At 69.4% G+C, this 20731-nt stretch carries 19 protein-coding genes; all 19 read right to left on the bottom strand.

Annotated features, from left to right (window positions below; translation table 11 throughout):
• Window positions 1-24: 24 nt before the first annotated feature.
• Entirely contained in the window at window positions 25-1467 is a 1443-nt protein-coding gene (atpD, locus tag ABZX75_RS15300; RefSeq protein ID WP_355410652.1) for a F0F1 ATP synthase subunit beta, read from the bottom strand.
• Window positions 1467-2384, bottom strand: coding sequence for a F0F1 ATP synthase subunit gamma (locus tag ABZX75_RS15295; protein WP_355410651.1), 918 nt, complete (start codon window positions 2382-2384; stop codon window positions 1467-1469). Before ABZX75_RS15295 ends, atpD begins: the two co-directional genes overlap by 1 nt.
• Before the next feature lie 20 nt (window positions 2385-2404).
• The gene (gene atpA, locus ABZX75_RS15290) at window positions 2405-4000 is read right to left on the bottom strand and encodes a F0F1 ATP synthase subunit alpha (protein ID WP_355410650.1); all 1596 of its coding nucleotides are present in this window, start codon (window positions 3998-4000) and stop codon (window positions 2405-2407) included.
• A gap of 130 nt (window positions 4001-4130) precedes the next feature.
• A complete protein-coding gene (locus tag ABZX75_RS15285) occupies window positions 4131-4946 on the bottom strand; it encodes a F0F1 ATP synthase subunit delta (RefSeq protein WP_355410649.1) in 816 nt (271 codons plus the stop codon).
• Window positions 4943-5494, bottom strand: coding sequence for a F0F1 ATP synthase subunit B (locus ABZX75_RS15280; protein ID WP_355410648.1), 552 nt, complete (start codon window positions 5492-5494; stop codon window positions 4943-4945). Before ABZX75_RS15280 ends, ABZX75_RS15285 begins: the two co-directional genes overlap by 4 nt.
• A gap of 40 nt (window positions 5495-5534) precedes the next feature.
• A complete protein-coding gene (gene atpE, locus ABZX75_RS15275) occupies window positions 5535-5762 on the bottom strand; it encodes an ATP synthase F0 subunit C (protein WP_030386954.1) in 228 nt (75 codons plus the stop codon).
• 79 nt (window positions 5763-5841) lie between these two features.
• The gene (gene atpB, locus ABZX75_RS15270; protein WP_355410790.1) at window positions 5842-6651 is read right to left on the bottom strand and encodes a F0F1 ATP synthase subunit A; all 810 of its coding nucleotides are present in this window, start codon (window positions 6649-6651) and stop codon (window positions 5842-5844) included.
• A gap of 241 nt (window positions 6652-6892) precedes the next feature.
• Window positions 6893-7330: a hypothetical protein gene (locus ABZX75_RS15265; RefSeq protein ID WP_355410646.1), complete on the bottom strand. Its 438-nt coding sequence runs from the start codon at window positions 7328-7330 to the stop codon at window positions 6893-6895.
• A gap of 274 nt (window positions 7331-7604) precedes the next feature.
• Window positions 7605-8939, bottom strand: coding sequence for an MraY family glycosyltransferase (locus ABZX75_RS15260; RefSeq protein ID WP_355410645.1), 1335 nt, complete (start codon window positions 8937-8939; stop codon window positions 7605-7607).
• Between the two features lie 116 nt (window positions 8940-9055).
• Window positions 9056-10288 carry a serine hydroxymethyltransferase gene (glyA, locus tag ABZX75_RS15255; protein WP_355410644.1) on the bottom strand — a complete coding sequence of 411 codons (1233 nt, stop codon included), beginning with the start codon at window positions 10286-10288 and terminating at the stop codon, window positions 9056-9058.
• 218 nt (window positions 10289-10506) lie between these two features.
• Window positions 10507-11142, bottom strand: a complete 636-nt coding sequence (locus tag ABZX75_RS15250; RefSeq protein ID WP_355410789.1) for a protein-tyrosine-phosphatase — start codon at window positions 11140-11142, stop codon at window positions 10507-10509.
• A gap of 17 nt (window positions 11143-11159) precedes the next feature.
• Window positions 11160-11807 carry an L-threonylcarbamoyladenylate synthase gene (locus ABZX75_RS15245; RefSeq protein WP_355410642.1) on the bottom strand — a complete coding sequence of 216 codons (648 nt, stop codon included), beginning with the start codon at window positions 11805-11807 and terminating at the stop codon, window positions 11160-11162.
• Between the two features lie 49 nt (window positions 11808-11856).
• Window positions 11857-12702 (bottom strand): peptide chain release factor N(5)-glutamine methyltransferase, encoded by an 846-nt coding sequence (gene prmC / locus ABZX75_RS15240; protein ID WP_355410641.1) that lies wholly within the window; start codon window positions 12700-12702, stop codon window positions 11857-11859.
• A gap of 46 nt (window positions 12703-12748) precedes the next feature.
• Entirely contained in the window at window positions 12749-13828 is a 1080-nt protein-coding gene (prfA, locus tag ABZX75_RS15235; protein WP_355410640.1) for a peptide chain release factor 1, read from the bottom strand.
• 117 nt (window positions 13829-13945) lie between these two features.
• Window positions 13946-14164: a 50S ribosomal protein L31 gene (gene rpmE, locus ABZX75_RS15230; protein ID WP_073911511.1), complete on the bottom strand. Its 219-nt coding sequence runs from the start codon at window positions 14162-14164 to the stop codon at window positions 13946-13948.
• Between the two features lie 181 nt (window positions 14165-14345).
• Complete coding sequence (locus ABZX75_RS15225; protein ID WP_355410639.1) at window positions 14346-15446, bottom strand: LCP family protein; 1101 nt, start codon at window positions 15444-15446, stop codon at window positions 14346-14348.
• A gap of 406 nt (window positions 15447-15852) precedes the next feature.
• Window positions 15853-17994 carry a transcription termination factor Rho gene (rho, locus tag ABZX75_RS15220; protein ID WP_355410638.1) on the bottom strand — a complete coding sequence of 714 codons (2142 nt, stop codon included), beginning with the start codon at window positions 17992-17994 and terminating at the stop codon, window positions 15853-15855.
• A 451-nt stretch (window positions 17995-18445) separates the two neighbouring features.
• Window positions 18446-19381, bottom strand: a complete 936-nt coding sequence (thrB, locus tag ABZX75_RS15215; RefSeq protein ID WP_355410636.1) for a homoserine kinase — start codon at window positions 19379-19381, stop codon at window positions 18446-18448.
• A 275-nt stretch (window positions 19382-19656) separates the two neighbouring features.
• The gene (gene thrC, locus ABZX75_RS15210) at window positions 19657-20727 is read right to left on the bottom strand and encodes a threonine synthase (protein WP_355410635.1); all 1071 of its coding nucleotides are present in this window, start codon (window positions 20725-20727) and stop codon (window positions 19657-19659) included.
• Window positions 20728-20731: the final 4 nt, after the last annotated feature.

The raw sequence follows: 20731 nt of genomic DNA, 5'->3' as shown, positions 1-20731 counted from the left end.
CTGTGCTCAGGAAAGAGCGCGGCTTCAGGAGACGCCCAGCTCCTTGGCGTTGGCCTTGAGGTCCTCAATGCCACCGCACATGAAGAACGCCTGCTCGGGGAAGTGGTCGTAGTCACCGTCGCAGATCGCGTTGAACGCGGTGATCGACTCCTCCAGCGGAACGTCCGAACCGTCGACGCCGGTGAACTGCTTGGCGACGTGCGTGTTCTGCGACAGGAAGCGCTCGACGCGACGGGCACGGTGGACAACGAGCTTGTCCTCTTCGCCCAGCTCGTCGATACCGAGGATCGCGATGATGTCCTGGAGGTCCTTGTACTTCTGCAGGATCCCCTTGACACGCATGGCGCAGGCGTAGTGGTCCGCCGCGATGTACCGCGGGTCGAGGATGCGGGACGTCGAGTCCAGCGGGTCCACGGCCGGGTAGATGCCCTTCTCGGAGATCGGACGGGAAAGAACCGTCGTCGCGTCGAGGTGGGCGAAGGTGGTGGCCGGCGCCGGGTCGGTCAGGTCGTCCGCGGGGACGTAGATCGCCTGCATCGAGGTGATCGAGTGACCGCGGGTCGACGTGATGCGCTCCTGCAGCAGACCCATCTCGTCAGCCAGGTTCGGCTGGTAACCCACCGCGGACGGCATACGGCCGAGCAGGGTGGACACCTCGGAACCGGCCTGGGTGTAACGGAAGATGTTGTCGATGAAGAAGAGCACGTCCTGCTTCTGCACATCGCGGAAGTACTCCGCCATGGTCAGACCGGCGAGCGCGACGCGCAGACGGGTGCCCGGGGGCTCGTCCATCTGGCCGAAGACGAGGGCCGTCTTGTCGATGACGCCCGACTCGCCCATCTCTTCGATGAGGTCGTTGCCCTCACGGGTACGCTCACCGACGCCCGCGAACACCGACACACCGTCGTGGTTGTTGGCGACGCGGTAGATCATTTCCTGGATCAGAACGGTCTTGCCGACACCGGCACCACCGAACAGACCGATCTTTCCACCCTTGACGTACGGGGTGAGGAGGTCGATGACCTTGACGCCGGTCTCGAACATCTCGGTCTTCGACTCGAGCTCGTCGAATCGGGGGGCCTTGCGGTGGATCGGCCAGCGCTCGGTCACCTCGGAGTTGGCCTCCGGGTAGTTGAGCACCTCACCGAGGGTGTTGAACACCTTGCCCTTGGTGAAGTCACCGACGGGGACGGTGATGCCCTCGCCGGTGTCGATCACGGCGGCCTGGCGGACCAGACCGTCGGTCGGCTGCATCGAGATGGTGCGGACCAGGCCGTCACCCAGGTGCTGGGCGACTTCGAGGGTCAGCGTCTTGAGCTTGCCGTTCTCGGCCGGGTCTGCGACCTGGACCTTGAGGGCGTTGTAGATCTCGGGCATCGCGTCGACGGGGAACTCCACGTCGACGACCGGGCCGATGACCCGGGCGACGCGGCCCGTGGCGGCGGCCGTCTCAACAGTGGTCGTCATTACTTGTCACTCCCCGCGGTCGCGTCAGCCATGGCGCTGGCGCCACCGACGATCTCGCTGATTTCCTGGGTGATTTCGGCCTGGCGGGCCGCGTTGGCAAGCCGGGAGAGGCTCTTGATGAGATCCCCGGCGTTGTCGGTCGCCGACTTCATCGCGCGGCGGCGGGCGGCGTGCTCGGAAGCGGCCGACTGCAGCAGTGCGTTGTAGATACGGCTCTCGACGTAGCGCGGCAGCAGGGCGTCGAGGACGTCCTCCGCCGACGGCTCGAAGTCGAACAGCGGAAGGATCTCGCCCTTCGTACCGTTCTCCTCCGCAGCCTGGTCGAGGCTGAGGGGCAGCATCCGGCCGTCCACCGCGTTCTGCGTCATCATCGACACGAATTCCGTGTAGACGATGTGCAGCTCGTCGACGCCGCCCTCGGCCGTGTCCGTCTGGATGGCCTCGATCAGGGGCGCCGCGACGCGCTTGGCGTCGGCGTAAGCCGGGCTGTCGGTGAAGCCGGTCCACGACTCCGCGACCTTGCGCTCGCGGAAGCCGTAGTAGGCGACACCCTTGCGGCCGACGATGTAGGCGTCGACCTCCTTGCCCTCAGCACGGAGCCGCTCGGAGAGCCGCTCCGCCTGCTTGATGGCGTTCGAGGAGTAGCCGCCGGCGAGACCGCGGTCGCTCGTGATGAGCAGGATCGCGGCACGGGTCGGCGTCTCGACCTCGGTGGTCAGGGCGTGCTTGGCGTTCGAGCCGGTCGCCACCGCGGTCACCGCACGGGTGAGCTCGGTCGCGTACGGCATCGATGCCGCCACCTTGCGCTGCGCCTTGACGATGCGCGAGGCGGCGATCATCTCCATCGCCTTGGTGATCTTCTTGGTCGCCGTGACGGCACGGATGCGACGCTTGTAGACCCGGAGCTGCGCTCCCATGAGTCAGGTCCCTTCCGTCGTCACTTGGAGACGTTGACGGCAGGCGCGTCCTCGCCCAGGAGCTTGCCGTCCGAGGTCTCGAACTGCTGCTTGAAGGCGGCGATGGCGTCCGCGATCGACGTCAGGGTGTCGTCCGACATCTTGCCGCCCTCGGCGATGGAGGTGAGGAGGTCCTTGCGCTCGCGGCGCAGGTGCTCCAGCAGCTCCGACTCGAAGCGACGGATGTCGTTGACCGGGACGTCGTCCATCTTGCCGGTGGTACCGGCCCAGACGGAGATGACCTGCTCCTCGACGGGCATCGGCTGGTACTGGCCCTGCTTGAGCAGCTCGACCATGCGCTTGCCGCGCTCCAGCGAGTTCTTCGACGCGGCGTCCAGGTCGGAACCGAAGGCGGCGAACGCCTCCAGCTCGCGGTACTGGGCGAGGTCCACGCGCAGACGGCCGGAAACCTGCTTCATGGCCTTGTGCTGGGCGGAGCCACCGACGCGGGAGACCGAGATACCGACGTTCAGCGCCGGGCGCTGGCCCGCGTTGAACAGGTCGGACTCCAGGAAGCACTGGCCGTCGGTGATGGAGATGACGTTGGTCGGGATGAACGCCGACACGTCGTTCGCCTTGGTCTCGACGATCGGCAGACCGGTCATCGAACCGGCGCCCATGTCGTCGGACAGCTTGGCGCAGCGCTCCAGCAGACGCGAGTGCAGGTAGAACACGTCACCCGGGTAGGCCTCACGGCCCGGCGGGCGGCGCAGCAGCAGCGACACGGCGCGGTAGGCGTCGGCCTGCTTCGACAGGTCGTCGAAGATGATCAGGACGTGCTTGCCGGCGTACATCCAGTGCTGGCCGATGGCGGAACCGGTGTACGGCGCCAGGTACTTGAAGCCGGCCGGGTCGGACGCCGGGGCGGCGACGATCGTCGTGTACTCGAGCGCGCCGGCCTCTTCCAGGGCGCCGCGAACGGACGCGATGGTCGAGCCCTTCTGGCCGATGGCGACGTAGATGCAGCGAACCTGCTTGTTCACGTCGCCGGAGCGCCAGTTGTCGCGCTGGTTGATGATCGTGTCGACGGCCAGAGCGGTCTTACCCGTCTGACGGTCGCCGATGATCAGCTGACGCTGGCCGCGGCCGATCGGCACCATCGCGTCGACGGCCTTGTAGCCGGTCTGCATGGGCTCGTGCACCGACTTGCGGACCATGACGCCCGGCGCCTGCAGCTCGAGGGCGCGGCGGCCCTCGGTCGCGATCTCGCCGAGGCCGTCGATCGGGTTGCCGAGCGGGTCGACAACGCGGCCGAGGTAGCCCTCGCCGACACCTACGGAGAGAACCTCACCGGTGCGCTGCACCGGCTGGCCCTCCTCGATACCGCTGAACTCGCCGAGGACGATCGCACCGATCTCGCGCTCCTCGAGGTTGAGGGCGAGACCGAGGGTGCCGTCCTCGAACTTCAGCAGCTCGTTCGCCATGGCGGAGGGCAGGCCCTCCACCTTCGCGATGCCGTCGCCGGCAACGCTGACCGTTCCGACCTCCTCGCGCGAGGCCGCGTCCGGCTGGTACGACTGGACGAAGTTCTCCAGTGCGTCCCGGATCTCCTCCGGCCGGATCGTGAGCTCCGCCATCTGGGTTCCCTGCTCTCCTTGTTGGGCCTGAAGCTTCATAGGGGTCTGGGGGCGACCCCCAGGAATCTTCTGCAAGTTCTGCACGGCCCAACCGGGCCGCTAGGAATGCTTTGGTTCTATTGGTTACTGGTCAGCCGGCCATGCGGCGGGACGCCTCTTCGAGGCGGTCCGCGATGGTGCCGTCGATGACCTCGTCGCCGACCCGCACCACGATCCCGCCGAGGACCGTGGGGTCCACGTCGAGGTTCAGGTGCATCTGGCGGCCGTAAAGCTTGGCCAGGACCGCGCCGAGACGCTGCCGCTGCACGTCGCTGAGCGGAACCGCGGTGGTCACGGTGGCGACCATGCGGTTGCGGCGCCCGGCGGCGAGCGTGGAAAGGGATTCGAGTCCCGCTTCCAGGCTACGTCCACGCGGCTGCGTGACGAGACGGATGATCAGGCGCTCGGTGACGGCGTTCGCCTTGCCGCCGAGCAGGCTGCGCAGCAGCTCGCTCTTGGCGGAGGCGGTGGCCGCCCGGTCGGTCAGCGCGGCACGCAGCTCGGTGCTCGAGGAGACGATCCGGCCGAACCGGAACACCTCGTCCTCGACGTTGTCGAGTGCGTCGCTCTGCTGGGCCGCCGTGAGGTCGGCGGTGGCCGCCAGCTCCTCCAGCGAGTCCACCAGGTCGCGGGACTGCGACCAGCGGGACCGGACCATGCCGGACACCAGGTCGAGGGTCTCCCCGCCGACCTGACCGCCGAGCAGCCGGCCGGCCAGCTCGGCCTTGGCCTCGCCGGACTGCGCCGGGTCCGTGATGACCCGACGCAGCGAGACCTCACGGTCGAGCAGCGCGGTGACGGCAGCCAGCTCACCGGCGAGCTTCGCCGCGTCGACGGACGTGTTGTCCGTCAGCGCGTCGAGACGCTCACGCGCGGAGGCCAGCGCCTCGCGGCTCGCTCCGTTCATCGGGCGGCCCCAGTCGACGCAGCCTTCTCCTCGAGCTCGCTGAGGAAACGGTCGATGGTGCGGCTCTGCCGGGCGTGGTCCTCAAGGGACTCGCCGACGAGCTTGCCGGCCAGGTCGGTGGCGAGCTTGCCCACGTCCTGACGCAGCGCCTGAGAGGCGGCCTTGCGGTCGGCCGCGATCTGGGCGTGGCCGGCAGCGATGATCTCCTCACGCTGCCGCTGGCCTTCTGCGCGCAGTTCTTCCTTGAGCGCAGTGCCCTGCTCCAGCGCTTCCTGGCGCAGGCGCGCGGCCTCGTGCCGGGCCTCGGCGAGCTGGGCCTTGTACTGCTCCAGCACGCTCTGAGCCTCGGTCTGAGCGGCTTCTGCCTTTTCGATACCGCCCTCGATGGCCTCGCGGCGCTCGTCCAGAACCTTGTTGATGTTCGGGAGGAGCTTCTTCGCGAGGAAACCGAAGACGATGACGAAGGCGATCAGACCGATGACGAGCTCGGGGATCGGCGGGACGAGGGGATTCTGAGGCTCCTCGGCCGCGAGAACCAGGAGGTTCACATCAGTGCCTTTCGTCGATACGGACTAGTCGTGGTGTTCGTCAGCTGTAGACGAACGGCATGACCAGACCGATGAGGGCGAGCGCCTCACAGAAGGCGAAGCCGAGGATCTGGTTGGCGCGGATCAGACCGGCAGCTTCGGGCTGACGGGCGAGCGCCTGGGTGCCGTTACCGAAGATGATGCCGACGCCGACGCCGGGGCCGATCGCCGCGAGGCCGTAGCCAACGGAGCTGAGGGAACCGGTGACGGCAGCAAGGGTCTGGGACATGCCAGTTCTTCCTTCTCTTTCACGGACCGGTGGGGGTTGGCCACCGGACGACTGGGGGGATTGCTGGAGCGGGCCGCGCTCAGTGGTGCTCGGCGAGCGCGCCCTGCAGGAAGCTGCACGCCAGGAGCACGAAGACGTACGCCTGCACAGCCTGGATGAAGAGCTCGAACGCGGTCATCACGATCACCATGACGAACGAGACACCGGCGTAGGCGATGCCGATCCCGTTCAGCAGGTACCAGCTGGCGATGGTGAACAGCAGCAGCAGGGTGTGACCGGCGAACATGTTCGCGAACAGTCGGACCGCGTGGGTGAAGGGGCGGACGATGACGTTCGAGAAGAACTCGATCACCATGACCATCGGCAGAACCGGGCCGAGGGTCTTGTCGTAGCCCGTGATGTTCTTGAAGCCGCCCACGAAGCCGTGGCGCTTGAAGGTCACCGACATCCACATCACGTAGATGACGAGGGCGAGGCCCGCCGGATACGCGATGACGGCGGTCACCGGGAACTGGGCGAGCGGCACGATCGACCACAGGTTCATGATCCAGACGAAGAAGAACGTCGCGACCATGAAGGGGACGTACTTCTCGCCCTCCTTCTTGCCCAGCGTCTCGTAGACGATGCCGCGGCGCACGAAGTCGTAGCCGGCTTCGGCGATCATCTGCAGCTTGCCCGGGACGACCTTCGGCTTCCGGAACGCGGCCCAGAAGAAGCCGACGATGATCACCGAGCCCAGAAGGGCCAGCAGCATCGTCTTGTTGAAGTACAGGCCGCTGTCCGCGTCACCGAAGATCGGCTTGAACAGGAACGAGTACAGGGTCGGGCCCGGGAAGCCGCAGCCAGTGCCGTCTTCGAAATGACAGTTGATATCGAAGGCGAGCGTCATGTCAGCAGCACTCACCGCAGGGCTCCTTCAGCGTGGCGCATAGGTACGGCAACCTCGTTGTGTCGGCGCGGCGCACAGCCGCGGTTCGGCACTGGACTGGTGTAACGGATGGTGGGGCGGCTATCAGGCATCGAGCCTCGCGATGGAACAGGCGTCAGCTCAGATGCCCGCGCCCGCAGTGCCGCAGTTGGCACCGGACGATAGCAGGATCTCGAACGCCCACTTATCCCGGCCCTACCCTTCACGACTTCGGCCCCGAATTATCGGGCTTGTCGCCCTTCATCGAGTCCGGTTCGACGTAAAGAATCTTGGCCTTCATGTGAGCACGAGTCTGCGCGCCGATCCACACGAGGGTGGTGGCCACAAGCGTGATCGCGAACGCCTTGGGGTGGAACAGCGTGGTGTTCTTGAACACGGCGACAAAGACGAAGAGCAGCAGGATCTGGGTCGTGTAGAGCATGAGACCCATGGCCTGAAAGAGATGCGGGAGCGATTTCGCCGTGCGCTGCAGAACGACGAATCCGATGCCCATGAAGAGAATCACCACCAGCGTCGCGACGACGGCACCGACCGCACCCTTGCCGCCGACGACCAACGCACTGATCACAGCGGCGAGAGCGCCGGCGACAGCGGTGGGTACAGCGGCTTGCAGGAGGGATCGGACGTCATCTGACCGCATGGCGGTTTGCTCCGCGTGGTGGTGGGGGCACGGGACTCGTACAGGACGAGCGTAAGCCCGGTCCGAGTGGGATCCTCGGGCCAATGGACCGTCGCACTACGGTCCTTCGGCTCCGTCGCCGGGTTTAGTGAACGGTATCACAAACTATTTGATGAGAGCTTTACCTGCCGGGTGTGCTGACTGTCACACATGAGAGGGACCCTGCGCGTGTGTGCAGGACAACAGGCCGTCTTGTCTGGTAAAGGGCATTCATGTCGGACATGCGCCGGAAGGGTCAGCGCGCGGATCCGGCCTTGCGCCGGTCGGGGAAGCGCGAACGGGCGCCGATGGCGGTCGCCCCGTTGACGCCGGAGACGCCCACCGCGATCGGCCTCGCGAGCTCCGTCTCCACGGCCGGGGCTTCCTGCGCGGCCGCCTCGGCCGCCGCCGCCGCGGCCCGCTCGGCGTGCCGGTAGCGCGGCGGCACCAGGCGCTCGGCCCACTGCGGGGCGCGCGGGGTGAACCGCGGCAGGAGCAGCAGGACCAGGCCCACCGCACTCAGCGCGGCGATCGCCAGCACGATCCACATCGAGGCGGAGTGCACCGAGTACGCCACCGCCCCGAAGGCGATCAGCCCCGACCAGAAGTACATGATCAGGACGGCGCGGCTGTGCGAGTGCCCGAGCTCCAGCAGCCGGTGGTGCAGGTGCCCGCGGTCGGCCGCGAAGGGCGACTGGCCGTTCCACGTACGCCGCACGATGGCGAGGATCAGGTCCGCCATCGGGATGGCGATGATCGTCAGCGGCAGCAGCAGGGGGATGAAGACCGGCAGCATCGCGTGCGTCGCGTTGCGCTCACCGCCCGCGAACAGCGCCATCGCGTCCGGGTCCACCTGCCCGGTGATGGAGATGGCGGCGGCGGCCAGCACCAGACCGATGAGCATCGAGCCGGAGTCGCCCATGAAGATGCGGGCGGGATGCATGTTGTGCGGCAGGAAGCCCAGGCACATGCCCATCAGGATCGCGGCGAAGAGCGTCGCGGGCGCCGCCGCCTCGATGCCGTAGCCGAACCAGATCCGGTACGCATAGAGGAAGAACGCGGCGGCGGCGATGCAGACCATGCCGGCGGCGAGGCCGTCGAGGCCGTCCACGAAGTTCACCGCGTTGATGGTGATGACGACCAGGGCCACGGTGAGCAGGTTTCCCTGCCACTGGGTGAGCGCGACCGTGCCGACGCCCGGGACCGGGATCCACAGGATCGTCAGGCCCTGCATGACCATCACACCGGCGGAGATCATCTGTGCGCCGAGCTTGATCAGGGCGTCGAGCTCGAACTTGTCGTCGAGGACGCCGATCAGCCAGATCAGTGCGGCGCCGGAGAGCAGCGCCCTGGGTTCGTTCGAGAGCTCGAAGACGCCGTTGAGGTTCTGCAGGTGGTCGGCGACCAGCAGTCCCGCGCACAGTCCGCCGAACATGGCGATGCCGCCGAGCCGTGGAGTGGGCTCGCGGTGGACGTCCCGGGCACGGATCTCCGGCATCGCCCCGACCGCGATCGCGAACTTCCGCACGGGCCCGGTCAGCAGGTAGGTCACCGCGACCGTGACGCAAAGCGTCAGCAGATATTCACGCACGGGCTGCCCCAGATGTATCGCCGGCCATCTCAGCCCCACACATTAGCTGCGATGTTCCCTCCCCCGAGGACGCGAGGGGGCGGTATCCCGGTTGCGGTACGCCCTTCTTGCCCCACTTACTCCCCGTACGGGGGAAATCCGCGCGTCATCTCGTTGACCTCCGTACGGGTTTCCGCGGCTTCCCCGTGCAGTGCGGCGGTAAACAGCGAGGCGATCCGGACCATCTCCGGTTCGCCCATGCCCTGCGTGGTCACGGCCGCCGTCCCGAGCCGGATGCCGCGCTGGTCCCCGTACGGGAGGGCGCAGGTGTCGAGCACGATCCCGGCGGCGGCGAGCCGGCCGCGCGCCGTCGGACCGTCGATGCCCAGCGGAGCCGGATCGGCGGTGACGAGGTGGGTGTCCGTGCCGCCGGTGGTGACGATGAAGCCGTGGTCCTCCAGCGCCTCCGCCAGGGCCCGGGCATTGGAGACGACCCGGTGGGCGTACGTGGTGAAGGCGGGGGCCGCGGCCTCCCCGAAGGCCACGGCCTTGGCGGCGATGGTGTGCATCTGGGCGCCGCCCTGCGTGAAGGGGAACACCGCCCGGTCGACCCGCTCGGCGAATTCGGCGCCGCACAGGATCATCCCGCCGCGCGGCCCGCGCAGCACCTTGTGCGTGGTCGCGCAGACGATGTCCGCGTACGGGACGGGGCTCGGCGCGGCCCCGCCGGCGACGAGCCCGATCGGATGGGCGGCGTCGACGATCAGATAGGCGCCGACCTCGTCCGCGATCTCGCGGAAGGCCGAGTACTCGGGGTGGCGGGGGTAGGAGATGGACCCGCAGACGATGGCTTTCGGCCGGTTCGTGCGCGCGAGCTGCTGCACCTGCTCGTAGTCGATGAGCCCGCTCTCCGCGTCCACGCCGTATCCGATGAAGTCGAACCACCGCCCGGAGAAGTTGGCGGGCGACCCGTGGGTGAGGTGCCCCCCGTACGGGAGTCCCATCGCCAGTACGGTGTCCCCCGGCCGCAGCAGCGCGGCGTACGCGGCCAGCACGGCGGAGGAGCCGGAATGCGGCTGCACATTGGCGTGTTCGGCCCCGAACAGCCGGGCGGCACGCTCGACGGCGAGGTGCTCGGCCTGGTCCGCGTACTCGCATCCGCCGTGGTAGCGGGCGCCGGGGTACCCCTCGGCGTACTTGTTGGCGAGCGGGGAGGCGAGCACGGCCAGTACGGCGGGTGAGGTGAAGTTCTCGGCGGCGATCAGCTGCAGTGTGGTGGCCTGCCGATGCCGCTCCCCTTCGAGGATGTCGGCCATCTGCGGATCCTGCCGTCGCAGGAGCTCCGCCGGCTGCTCGGTGGTGACGGTCATGGCACGACTCCCGCGCGAAGGGGGCTACCGGTACCAGCCACTGTAGGCCGGGCCCGGCCTGGACGCCCTGCGGCCCGCCGCCGGGGCCGCGCCCCATCAGCCGGGGCCGGGCGGAGTCCGGTGCCTTCGAGCCCCGCCGGCGATTGAGGCGCGAGCGCGGGCAGGTCCGGGGAGCGGTGGAAAAGGGAGGGGCGGGGATATCCCCGCGCGGCGGCGGATCAGCGGGAAGCGGTGACGCCCGTCAGGGCGGTGACCACCGGGTCCAGCGCCTGGTTGATCTCGTCGCCGATCGAGCGGAAGAACGTGATCGGCGCCCCGTACGGGTCGTACACCTCGTCCGCGTCCGGCGACGGGGCCAGCAACCAGCCCCGAAGCGCCGCGGCGGCGCGGACCAGGGAGCGCGCCCGCTCCGCCATGCCGTCGTCCAGCGGCGGCAGCGTGGCCGGATCTATGGCCCGGACCAGCCGGGTGAACTCCTTGAGCGTGAAGGTCCGCAGACCCGCCGAGTGGCCCATCGAGATGACTTGGGCCCGGTGGTCGCGCGTGGCCGTCAGCACCAGGTCGGCCCGTATGACGTGCTCGTCCAGCAGCTCCCGCCCGGTGAATCCGGTCGCGTCGGCGCCGAAGTCCGCCAGCACCGCGGCCGCGTTCGCCTCCATCGGGGCGCCCTCGTGCCCCCACGTGCCGGCGCTCTCCACGATGAGGTCCCCGGTGACGAGCCCGCCCAGGCGGTGCGACAGGGCGTGCCGTGTCAGCCGCTCCGTGATGGGAGAGCGGCACACGTTGCCGGTGCTGACGTGGAGTATGCGGAAGGCGCCTCCCCCAGCGGCCGCTGGAAGGTGCCCCGTTGCTATGCCACGCCCCTCAGGGCTCACGGGGCGACCTCGAGGTCGGGTACGACCTCCCGCAGCTGGTCCGCGGTCAGCGCGCCCTCACGCAGCAGGACGGGAACCTTCCCGGTGACATCGACGATCGACGACGGCTGGATGCCGGGCGTCGGCCCGCCGTCCAGGTACACGGAAACGGAATCCCCGAGCATCTCGCGCGCCGCGTCACAGTCCTCGGGCGCCGGGTGCCCGGTCAGGTTGGCCGAGGACACCGCCATCGGGCCGACCTCGGTCAGCAGCTCGATCGCGACGGGGTGCAGGGGCATCCGTACGGCCACGGTGCCGTGCGTGTCCCCCAGGTCCCACGCCAGCGACGGCTGGTGCTTGGCGACGAGGGTCAGCGCGCCGGGCCAGAAGGCGTCGACGAGCTCCCACGCCTGCTCGGAGAAGTCCGTGACCAGGCCGTGCAGGGTGTTCGGGGAGCCGATGAGCACGGGGGTGGGCATACCGCGGCCCCGGCCCTTGGCGGCGAGCAGGTCGTGGACGGCCTCGGGGCTGAAGGCGTCCGCGCCGATCCCGTACAGGGTGTCGGTGGGCAGCACGACGAGCTCGCCGCGGCGCACGGCGGATGCGGCTTCACGCAGGCCCGTCTTGCGGTCCGTCGCGTCGTTGCAGTCGTATCGCCGGGCCATCAGTGAGCCTCCTCGTGCAGCAGGGTGGTGGCGGTCATCGTCGCGCCGGTCACGGCAGGGCCTTGCGGGCCGTCGCGAAGCGCGGGCGGTTGTTGAGGTCCGGGTGGTCGGCCGCGTCGGCCCAGCCCCGTTCCTCGGCGAAGATCCACGGGACCTGGCCGCCCTGGGTGTCGGCGTGCTCGACGACGACGATGCCGCCGGGCCGCAGCAGCCGGTGGGCGGTGCGTTCGATGCCGCGGATGGTGTCGAGGCCGTCCTCGCCGGAGAAGAGCGCCATCTCCGGGTCGTGGTCCCGGGCCTCGGGGGCCACGTACTCCCACTCGGTGAGCGGGATGTACGGCGGATTGGAGATCACCAGGTCGACCTGGCCGTCGAGCTCCGGCAGGGCGCTCAGCGCGTCGCCCTGATGGACGGTGACCCGGGAGCCCTCGGCGTTCTTGCGGGTCCACCGCAGGGCGTCCTCGGACAGCTCGACCGCGTGCACGCGCGAGCGCGGCACCTCCTGTGCCATGGCCAGCGCGATGGCGCCGGATCCGCTGCACAGGTCGACGATCAGCGGCTCGACCACGTCCATCGCCCGGACCGCGTGTATGGCCCAGTCCACGACCGACTCGGTCTCGGGCCGGGGGACGAAGACCCCGGGCCCGACCTGGAGCTCCAGGTACCGGAAGAAGGCGCGGCCGGTGATGTGCTGGAGCGGCTCGCGGGCCTCGCGGCGGGCGACGGCCTCCCAGTAGCGGGCGTCGAAGTCCACGTCCTTGACCTGGTGCAGTTCCCCCCGTTTGACGCCGTGCACGAAGGCCGCGAGCTCCTCCGCGTCGAAGCGCGGTGAGGGCACGCCGGCGGCGGCCAGCCGCTGAGTGGCCTGGGCCACCTCGGCAAGCAGCAAGTTCACGCTGGTCCTCCGGGCTGCTGTCGTACGGGGGGTGTTGCGGGGCAGGTCAGTGTGCGGCGGCGAGCTTGGCCGCGGAGTCCGTGTCTACGCAGGCCTGGATGACCGCGTCGAGGTCGCCGTCGAGCACCTGGTCCAAGTTGTACGCCTTGAAGCCGGTGCGGTGGTCCGAGATCCGGTTTTCCGGGTAGTTGTACGTACGGATCTTCTCGGACCGGTCCACGGAGCGCACCTGGCTGCGGCGCACGTCGGAGGCCTCCTGCTCGGCGGCCTCCTGCGCTGCCGCCAGCAGGCGCGAGCGCAGGATGCGCATGGCCTGCTCCTTGTTCTGGAGCTGGCTCTTCTCGTTCTGGCAGGAGGCGACCACGCCGGTGGGCAGGTGCGTGATGCGCACGGCCGAGTCGGTGGTGTTGACGGACTGGCCGCCGGGGCCGGAGGAGCGGTAGACGTCGATGCGGAGGTCGTTCATGTTGATCTCGACCTCGACCTCCTCGGCTTCCGGAGTGACGAGCACGCCGGCGGCGGAGGTGTGGATGCGGCCCTGGGACTCGGTGGCCGGAACCCGCTGGACGCGGTGCACTCCGCCCTCGTACTTCAGGCGGGCCCACACGCCCTGGCCGGGCTCGGTGGCACCGTTGCCGCCCTTGGTGCGGACGGAGACCTGGACGTCCTTGTAGCCGCCGAGCTCGGACTCGGTGGCGTCGATGATCTCGGTCTTCCAGCCCACGCGCTCGGCGTAGCGCAGGTACATGCGCAGCAGGTCGCCGGCGAACAGCGCCGACTCGTCGCCGCCCGCGCCCGCCTTGACTTCAAGGAGCACGTCCTTGTCGTCGCTGGGGTCGCGCGGGACGAGCAGCAGGCGGAGCTTCTCGGTGAGCTCCTCGCGCTGCGCCGTCAGCTCCTTGACCTCGGCCGCGAAGTCGGGGTCGACGGCCGCGTACTCCTTGGCCGTCTCGATGTCCTCGGACGTCTGCTTCCACGCTCGGAAGGTGGCGACGATCGGAGTCAGTTCCGCGTAGCGCTTGTTCAGCTTGCGCGCGTTGGCCTGATCCGAGTGGACCGAAGGGTCGGCGAGCCTCTTCTCAAGATCGGCGTGCTCGCCGATCAGTTCCTCGACCGCCTCGAACATCGGGGGCTCCTGTGGTGAAAGTACGAATTGGGTGACGTGGCGAGACGACGACAAAGGCGCCGGTCCGGCCGCCCCCGCGTGGACAGGGAGCGGCCGGGGACCGGCGCCCGGGTCGCGCTACTTCTTGGCCGCACCCTTGCCGAAGCGGGCCTCGAAGCGGGCCACGCGGCCACCGGTGTCGAGGATCTTCTGCTTGCCCGTGTAGAACGGGTGGCACTCGGAGCAGACCTCGGCGCGGATGTTGCCCTCGGTCAGGGTGCTACGGGTGGTGAACGACGCGCCACAGGTGCAGCTGACCTGGGTCTCGACGTACTGGGGGTGGATCTCGCTCTTCAAGGTGTCTCCTAGATCGGGAGGGCGCCGGGTCGCAGGAGCCGAATTGCGCGCTGCGTGAACCGGGGCCGACAGACCAGTCTGCCAGGACCGGGCTGCCTGTCAAAATTCTGAGGACGCCTCCCTCAACGGGGAGGGGCGGGCATCTATTCCGCCGGGGTGCGGACCGGGTCCGGCAGGGGCCCTACCGGACGATCCCGCCGGCCGAGCTCTTGTCGCCCATCGACTTCGCGGTGGCCTCGGCGGGGATCGGCTGGTCCGCCAGGAGGGCGTCCCAGACCATCTTGGACTCCTTGGACAGCGGGGCGACGCGATCGGGGTCGCGCGGGTCCACGGTCACCGGCAGGGTGATCATGTGCATGTCCTGGGCGTCGATGCTCTGCAGGCCCTGGGCGAAGCCCATGAGGGACTTCACGTCGCCGAGCGCCTTGTCGGTGGTGAGCGCCTTGGTCCCCGAGTCGGCGAGGTCGAGCAGCCGCTTCGGGTTGTCGAAGACGCCGATGCCCTTGACCTGCTTGATCAAAGCCTTGATGAAGGCCTGCTGGAGCTGTATTCGGCCCAGGTCGCCGCCGTCGCCGACGGTCTTGCGGGTCCGGACGAGGCCGAGGGCCTGCTCCCCGTTGAGCTTGTTGGTGCCCTCCGCGAGGTCGAGGTGGCTGTCCTCGTCCTTGATCGGCTTGGTGGTGGTCACCTCGACGCCGCCGAGGTTGTCGATGATCTTCTTGAAGCCCGCGAAGTCCACCTCGATGTAGTGGTCCATGCGGATCCCCGACATCTTCTCGACGGTCTTGACCGCGCAGGCGGCGCCGCCGATGGTGAACGACTCGTTGAACTGCTTGCGCGGGCCGCCCGTGTCGGTCTTGCCGTTCGCGGCGGTGCAGGCCGGACGGGCGACCATGGTGTCGCGCGGGATCGATATGACGCTGGCCTTCTCGTGGCCCTCGTACAGGTGGAGGATCATCGCGGTGTCGGAGCGGGCGGAGCCGCCGTCGTCCTGGCCGTACTCGGCGTTGGCTCCCCCGCGGGAGTCCGAGCCGAGGACGAGGATGTCCATCGAGCCGTTGTCGACGTTCTGCGGGCGGTCGGCGCCCAGGGCCTGGTCGATGTCGACGGTCTTCAGGTTGCCGTTGAACTTGACGTAGAAGTAGCCGAGGCCCGCCCCGCCCAGCAGGACCACCCCGGCGGCGGTCCACGCGGCGATGGTGAGGGCCTTGCGGCGCTGCGGCGTCCTGCGTCGGCGGCCGCCTGCGGCACGTCGGCCGCGGCCCCTGCTGTCCTGGCTCATGCTCTCCTCAGTCCTGGGTCCGTCCGGTCCCGGTCCCCGGGCCCCGGTCCCCGGTCCGCCGCGGGCGGCTTTCCGCCCCGTTTCGACCCCGAGGTCCCCTGACACAGACGGGCGTACGCGCTCCAGGGTTCCACGGCCTCCCCGGCCGTCGGACCGCCGCCCGGTCGCGCGGCCACCGCGACGCACGCCGCGTGACACCGCTTCCACCTGCGGTTTCCCTGGCAGGCGCGGGCCCGCGTACGGAGCTTCACGGCGAGCGGGACTGTGTCGAAGGTCGCACCGCGGCCGCGCACGTGCCGCCGTACGCCGCCTGTCGCGTACGCCGTCCCGCGCCCGCGCCCGGCGCAAACGCGGCCGCCCCCGCCGCGGGTGCGGCGGGGGCGGCTGCGGTGATGCGCGCGGGACGTCAGTCGTCGTTCTTGCCCGACGGGGTCGTCTTCGCGATCTGCATCAGGAACTCGGCGTTCGACTTCGTCTGCTTCATCTTGTCGAGCAGCAGCTCGATCGCCTGCTGCGAGTCGAGCGCGTGCAGCACCCGGCGCAGCTTCCAGGTGATGGAGAGCTCCTCGCTGTTGAGCAGGATCTCCTCCTTGCGGGTGCCCGACGCGTCGACGTCCACCGCGGGGAAGATGCGCTTGTCGGCGAGCTTCCGGTCGAGCTTGAGCTCCATGTTGCCGGTGCCCTTGAACTCCTCGAAGATCACCTCGTCCATGCGCGAGCCGGTGTCGACCAGCGCGGTGGCCAGGATGGTCAGCGAGCCGCCGTCCTCGATGTTGCGCGCGGCACCGAAGAAGCGCTTCGGCGGATAGAGCGCGGTCGAGTCGACACCACCGGACAGGATCCGGCCGGAGGCGGGCGCCGCGAGGTTGTACGCGCGGCCCAGACGGGTGATGGAGTCCAGCAGGACGACCACGTCGTGACCCAGCTCGACGAGACGCTTGGCGCGCTCGATGGCCAGCTCGGCGACGGTGGTGTGGTCCTCGGCCGGGCGGTCGAAGGTCGAGGAGATGACCTCGCCCTTGACCGACCGCTGCATGTCGGTGACCTCTTCCGGACGCTCGTCGACCAGGACGACCATCAGGTGGCACTCGGGGTTGTTGACGGTGATCGCGTTGGCGATCGCCTGCATGATCATCGTCTTGCCGGCCTTCGGCGGCGAGACGATCAGACCACGCTGACCCTTTCCGATCGGTGCGACCAGGTCGATGATCCGGCCGGTCAGCACGCCCGGGTCGGTCTCCAGACGGAGCCGGTCCTGCGGGTACAGCGGGGTCAGCTTCTGGAACTCCGGGCGTCCGCGGCCGGATTCGGGCGCCATGCCGTTCACCGAGTCCAGACGCACGAGGGCGTTGAACTTCTCGCGGCGCTCGCCGTCCTTGGGCTGGCGCACGGCACCGGTGGTGTGGTCGCCCTTGCGCAGACCGGCCTTGCGGACCTGAGCGAGGGAGACGTACACGTCGTTGGGGCCGGGCAGGTAGCCCGAGGTCCGGATGAACGCGTAGTTGTCGAGGATGTCGAGGATGCCCGCGACGGGGATCAGGACATCGTCGTCGGCGACCTGCGGCTCGCTCGGGGCGAACTCGTCACGGCCACGGCGGCCACGGCGGTCGCGGTAGCGGCCACGACGGCCACGACGGCCGCCCTCGTCGTCGAAATCGTCCTGCGGGCCGCTATCCTGGCGGTCCTGACGACCCTGCTGGCCCTGGCCCTGGCCCTGGCCGCGGCCGCCCTGCTGGCGGTCCTGACGGTCGGCGCGGTCCTGACGGCCGCCGCCCTGACCGCCCTGGCCACCTTGTACGGCCTGGACCTGACCCTGGCCGCCCTGACCCTGGCCGCCCTGACCCTGGTCGTCGGCCTTGGCGCCACGGTCACGGCGGTCGCGCTGGCGGTCGCCGCGCTCGGCGCGGTCACCGCGGTCGGCACCCCGGTCACGGCGCTCGCGGCGGCCGCGGCCTTCGCCGTCCTGGCCCTGCGCCTGGCCGGAGACCGCCGTGGCGGCCTCGGTCCTGGTGTCGGGCTGCGCGGCGAGGGTCTCGGTCTTGACGGTCTCGGTCTTCTGCTCGACCTGCACCGCGGCGGGAGCCGAGCCCTCGGGGCTGCCGGAGGGGGCGGTGGCCCGACGGCGGCGGCGCTCGCCGACCGGGGCGTCGTCGCTGGCCGGCTGGCCCGGGATCTCGATCTGCGCCTGCGCGGCAGGCTTCTCGGCGGGCGCCTCTACGGCGGCCTCGCTCGTGCGGGCCTTGCTGGTGGCGCGTCGCTTCGGCTTGGCCTCGGCGGTGTCGGCGGCGCCGGCCGCAGCGGAGGACGCGGCCTTGGGGGCACTGCCGCCACCCGCCTGCGCCTCCTTGATGACCTCGATCAGCTGGCTCTTGCGCATGCGCGCGGTGCCCCTGATGCCGAGGCCCGACGCGACCTGCTGCAGCTCGGCCAGGACCATGCCCTCAAGGCCCGTGCCGGTGCGGCGACGCTTGGTCGCGGCGCCCGCGGCGGGGGCACTGGCGTCGACATTGGTGTCGGCAGCGCCCATCAGATCGGTGGTGTCGCTCACGAAGGGTCCTTCCCTGGAGCGGACGTCGGCCTGTCTGGCTCGGCGACCGGTTGTGCTGTCCGACAACGGTCCTGGATTAATGGACCGTGCCGGGGCGGTGGTCCGCCGGTAGAGATACGGCGGAGAGAAACGTGCACGTGCATGTACGTGGGTGGTCCGGCGAGAAGCCCCCGAGCTGAAAGCGTGGGAATGTCACGCCGATTCCGGAGCGTGCTCGAAACTGCTGGAAGTGATCAAAGCAGTCGGGGAGGCTCCCGGAAGAAAGGTGGTCCCGAATGGGGACACTGAGCACCGAGCCATGGCGGCTTCGGATGCGCACTTGAGACTAACACTACCGGATCCAACAGACATTCCCCCTCTCCATCACCGGCAATCGCGCCCTTCGGGCGCGGACGGCCTGCCCTGACCGTCCGCCCCTGACCGGCCGCGTCGTCGACGCCGCGTTTTGCTGCTACACGCCGTGGCCGCCCTGGGTTCCCAGGGGAAGGACGCTCGCGCCCGCGGCGTCGAGTGCGAGCCGATTGGCGGCCCATCCCTCGCCCGCGAGCCGCGCGACCTTGTCGGCCGCGCCGTTGTCGACCAGCGCGAGGACCGTGGGGCCCGCGCCGGAGATGACCGCGGGGATGCCGTCCGCCCGCAGTCGGCCCACGAGTGCCACGCTCTCGGGCATCGCGGGGGACCGGTACTCCTGGTGGAGGCGGTCTTCGGTGGCCGGCAGCAGGAACTCGGGACGCCTGGTCAGGGCCTCCACGAGCAGGGCCGCGCGACCCGCGTTGACCGCCGCGTCCACGTGCGGGACGGTGCGCGGCAGCAGGCCGCGCGCGGTCTCGGTCAGGACCGGCTTGGAGGGGACGAAGACCACCGGAACGATGGAATCGGCGGGCTCCATCCGGATCGCCTTGGCGCTGCCCCCGTCCATCCACGCCAGGGTGAAGCCACCGAGCAGACAGGCGGCGACGTTGTCGGGGTGGCCCTCGATCTCGGTGGCGAGCTCCAGCAGCGCCGCGTCGTCGAGCCTGGCCTCTCCGCCTATGGTCACGGCGCGGGCGGCGACGATGCCGGCGCAGATGGCGGCGGAGGAGGAGCCGAGGCCGCGCCCGTGCGGGATGCGGTTGGCGCAGACGACCTCGAGGCCGCGGGGCTGTCCGCCCAGCAGGTCGAAGGCGGTGCGCATGGAGCGTACGAGCAGGTGGCTCTCGTCCCGCGGGAGGGTGTCGGCGCCCTCGCCCGCGATGTCGATGTCCAGGCCGGAGTCGGCCACCCGGACGACGACGTCGTCGTAGAGCCCCAGGGCCAGACCGAGGGCGTCGAAGCCCGGGCCGAGGTTGGCACTGCTGGCGGGGACGCGCACCCGTACGGCGGCGGCGCGGAACGCTGGACCGGCCATCGTCCGATGACACTCCTTGTGACTGTGCGAGATCTTCGCTGGCTCGCTGCGAATGTACTGGAGAACGTACGACACCCGAAGGCCCTCGGGGCAGCACCGCGGTCATATGCGCGGTGGCGGATGTAAGTACAGCCTATCGAAGGAAGGTTCTCTCGCGACATAGGGCGCACAGGAGGCGCACGGTGCGTGTCGCGGGCTTAGGCGGCACTTTTATCGTCGTACGGGGCGAGTTGCCGGGTTCCGGAGTGCTCCGGAACCCGGCGACCCGGCGTGGATCAGATCAGGCCGAGACGGACGGCGGCCGCTTCGGCGTCCACCGGAATGGTGATCGGCTGCGGAGCGCCGGCGACCGCCCAGTCGGGGTCCTTCAGACCGTTGCCGGTGACGGTGCACACGATCTTCTGGCCGGGGTCGACCAGGCCCAGCTCGGCGGCCTTCAGCAGACCGGCCACGGAGGCGGCCGAGGCGGGCTCGACGAAGACGCCTTCCTGAGCGGCCAACAGCCGGTAGGCGGCGAGGATCTGGCGGTCCGTCACCTCGTCGATGAAGCCGCCCGACTCGTCCCGGGCGGCCAGTGCGTAGTCCCAGGAGGCGGGGTTGCCGATCCGGATCGCGGTGGCGATGGTGTGCGGCTCCTTGACGACCTCACCGCGCACGATGGGCGCGGAGCCGGAGGCCTGGAAACCCCACACGCGCGGCGTACGGGAGGCCAGGCCGTCGGCCTTGTACTCCTTGAAGCCCTTCCAGTACGCGGTGATGTTGCCGGCGTTGCCGACGGGCAGCACGTGGATGTCGGGAGCGTCACCGAGCGCGTCGACGATCTCGAACGCGGCCGTCTTCTGGCCCTCGATGCGCACCGGGTTGACGGAATTGACCAGCGCCACCGGGTAGTTGTCGGACAGCGCGCGAGCGAGGTCGAGGCAGTCGTCGAAGTTGCCGTCCACCTGAAGGATCTTGGCCCCGTGCACGAGGGCCTGGCCCATCTTGCCGAGCGCGATCTTGCCGCGGGGCACGAGCACGGCGCAGACCATCCCGGCGCGCACCGCGTAGGCGGCCGCCGAGGCCGAGGTGTTGCCGGTGGAGGCGCAGATGACGGCCTTCGCGCCCTCCTCCTTGGCCCTGGTGATCGCCATGGTCATGCCGCGGTCCTTGAAGGACCCGGTGGGGTTGGCACCCTCGACCTTGAGGTGCACCTCGCAGCCGGTGCGCTCGGAGAGCACCTGTGCGGGGACGAGGGGAGTGCCGCCTTCGCGGAGCGTGACCACGGGAGTGGAGTCCGTGACCGGCAGGCGGTCCCGGTACTCCTCGATGATGCCGCGCCACTGGTGGGTGCGATTGCTGCTCATGGGT

The sequence above is a fragment of the Streptomyces sp. NPDC003038 genome, assembly GCF_040611115.1.
In the GTDB taxonomy this organism is placed as follows: Bacteria; Actinomycetota; Actinomycetes; order Streptomycetales; family Streptomycetaceae; genus Streptomyces.
This window is presented reverse-complemented; position numbering and strand designations above follow the sequence as displayed.

What these genes read in the sequence shown, in the direction of transcription:
- atpD (WP_355410652.1), bottom strand. Translation starts at nt 1,467, where the DNA reads ATGACGACCACTGTTGAGACGGCCGCCGCCACGGGCCGCGTCGCCCGG.
- ABZX75_RS15295 (WP_355410651.1), bottom strand. Translation starts at nt 2,384, where the DNA reads ATGGGAGCGCAGCTCCGGGTCTACAAGCGTCGCATCCGTGCCGTCACG.
- atpA (WP_355410650.1), bottom strand. Translation starts at nt 4,000, where the DNA reads ATGGCGGAGCTCACGATCCGGCCGGAGGAGATCCGGGACGCACTGGAG.
- ABZX75_RS15285 (WP_355410649.1), bottom strand. Translation starts at nt 4,946, where the DNA reads ATGAACGGAGCGAGCCGCGAGGCGCTGGCCTCCGCGCGTGAGCGTCTC.
- atpE (WP_030386954.1), bottom strand. Translation starts at nt 5,762, where the DNA reads ATGTCCCAGACCCTTGCTGCCGTCACCGGTTCCCTCAGCTCCGTTGGC.
- atpB (WP_355410790.1), bottom strand. Translation starts at nt 6,651, where the DNA reads ATGACGCTCGCCTTCGATATCAACTGTCATTTCGAAGACGGCACTGGC.
- ABZX75_RS15265 (WP_355410646.1), bottom strand. Translation starts at nt 7,330, where the DNA reads ATGCGGTCAGATGACGTCCGATCCCTCCTGCAAGCCGCTGTACCCACC.
- glyA (WP_355410644.1), bottom strand. Translation starts at nt 10,288, where the DNA reads ATGACCGTCACCACCGAGCAGCCGGCGGAGCTCCTGCGACGGCAGGAT.
- ABZX75_RS15245 (WP_355410642.1), bottom strand. Translation starts at nt 11,807, where the DNA reads ATGGCCCGGCGATACGACTGCAACGACGCGACGGACCGCAAGACGGGC.
- prfA (WP_355410640.1), bottom strand. Translation starts at nt 13,828, where the DNA reads ATGTTCGAGGCGGTCGAGGAACTGATCGGCGAGCACGCCGATCTTGAG.
- ABZX75_RS15225 (WP_355410639.1), bottom strand. Translation starts at nt 15,446, where the DNA reads ATGAGCCAGGACAGCAGGGGCCGCGGCCGACGTGCCGCAGGCGGCCGC.
- thrB (WP_355410636.1), bottom strand. Translation starts at nt 19,381, where the DNA reads ATGGCCGGTCCAGCGTTCCGCGCCGCCGCCGTACGGGTGCGCGTCCCC.
- thrC (WP_355410635.1), bottom strand. Translation starts at nt 20,727, where the DNA reads ATGAGCAGCAATCGCACCCACCAGTGGCGCGGCATCATCGAGGAGTAC.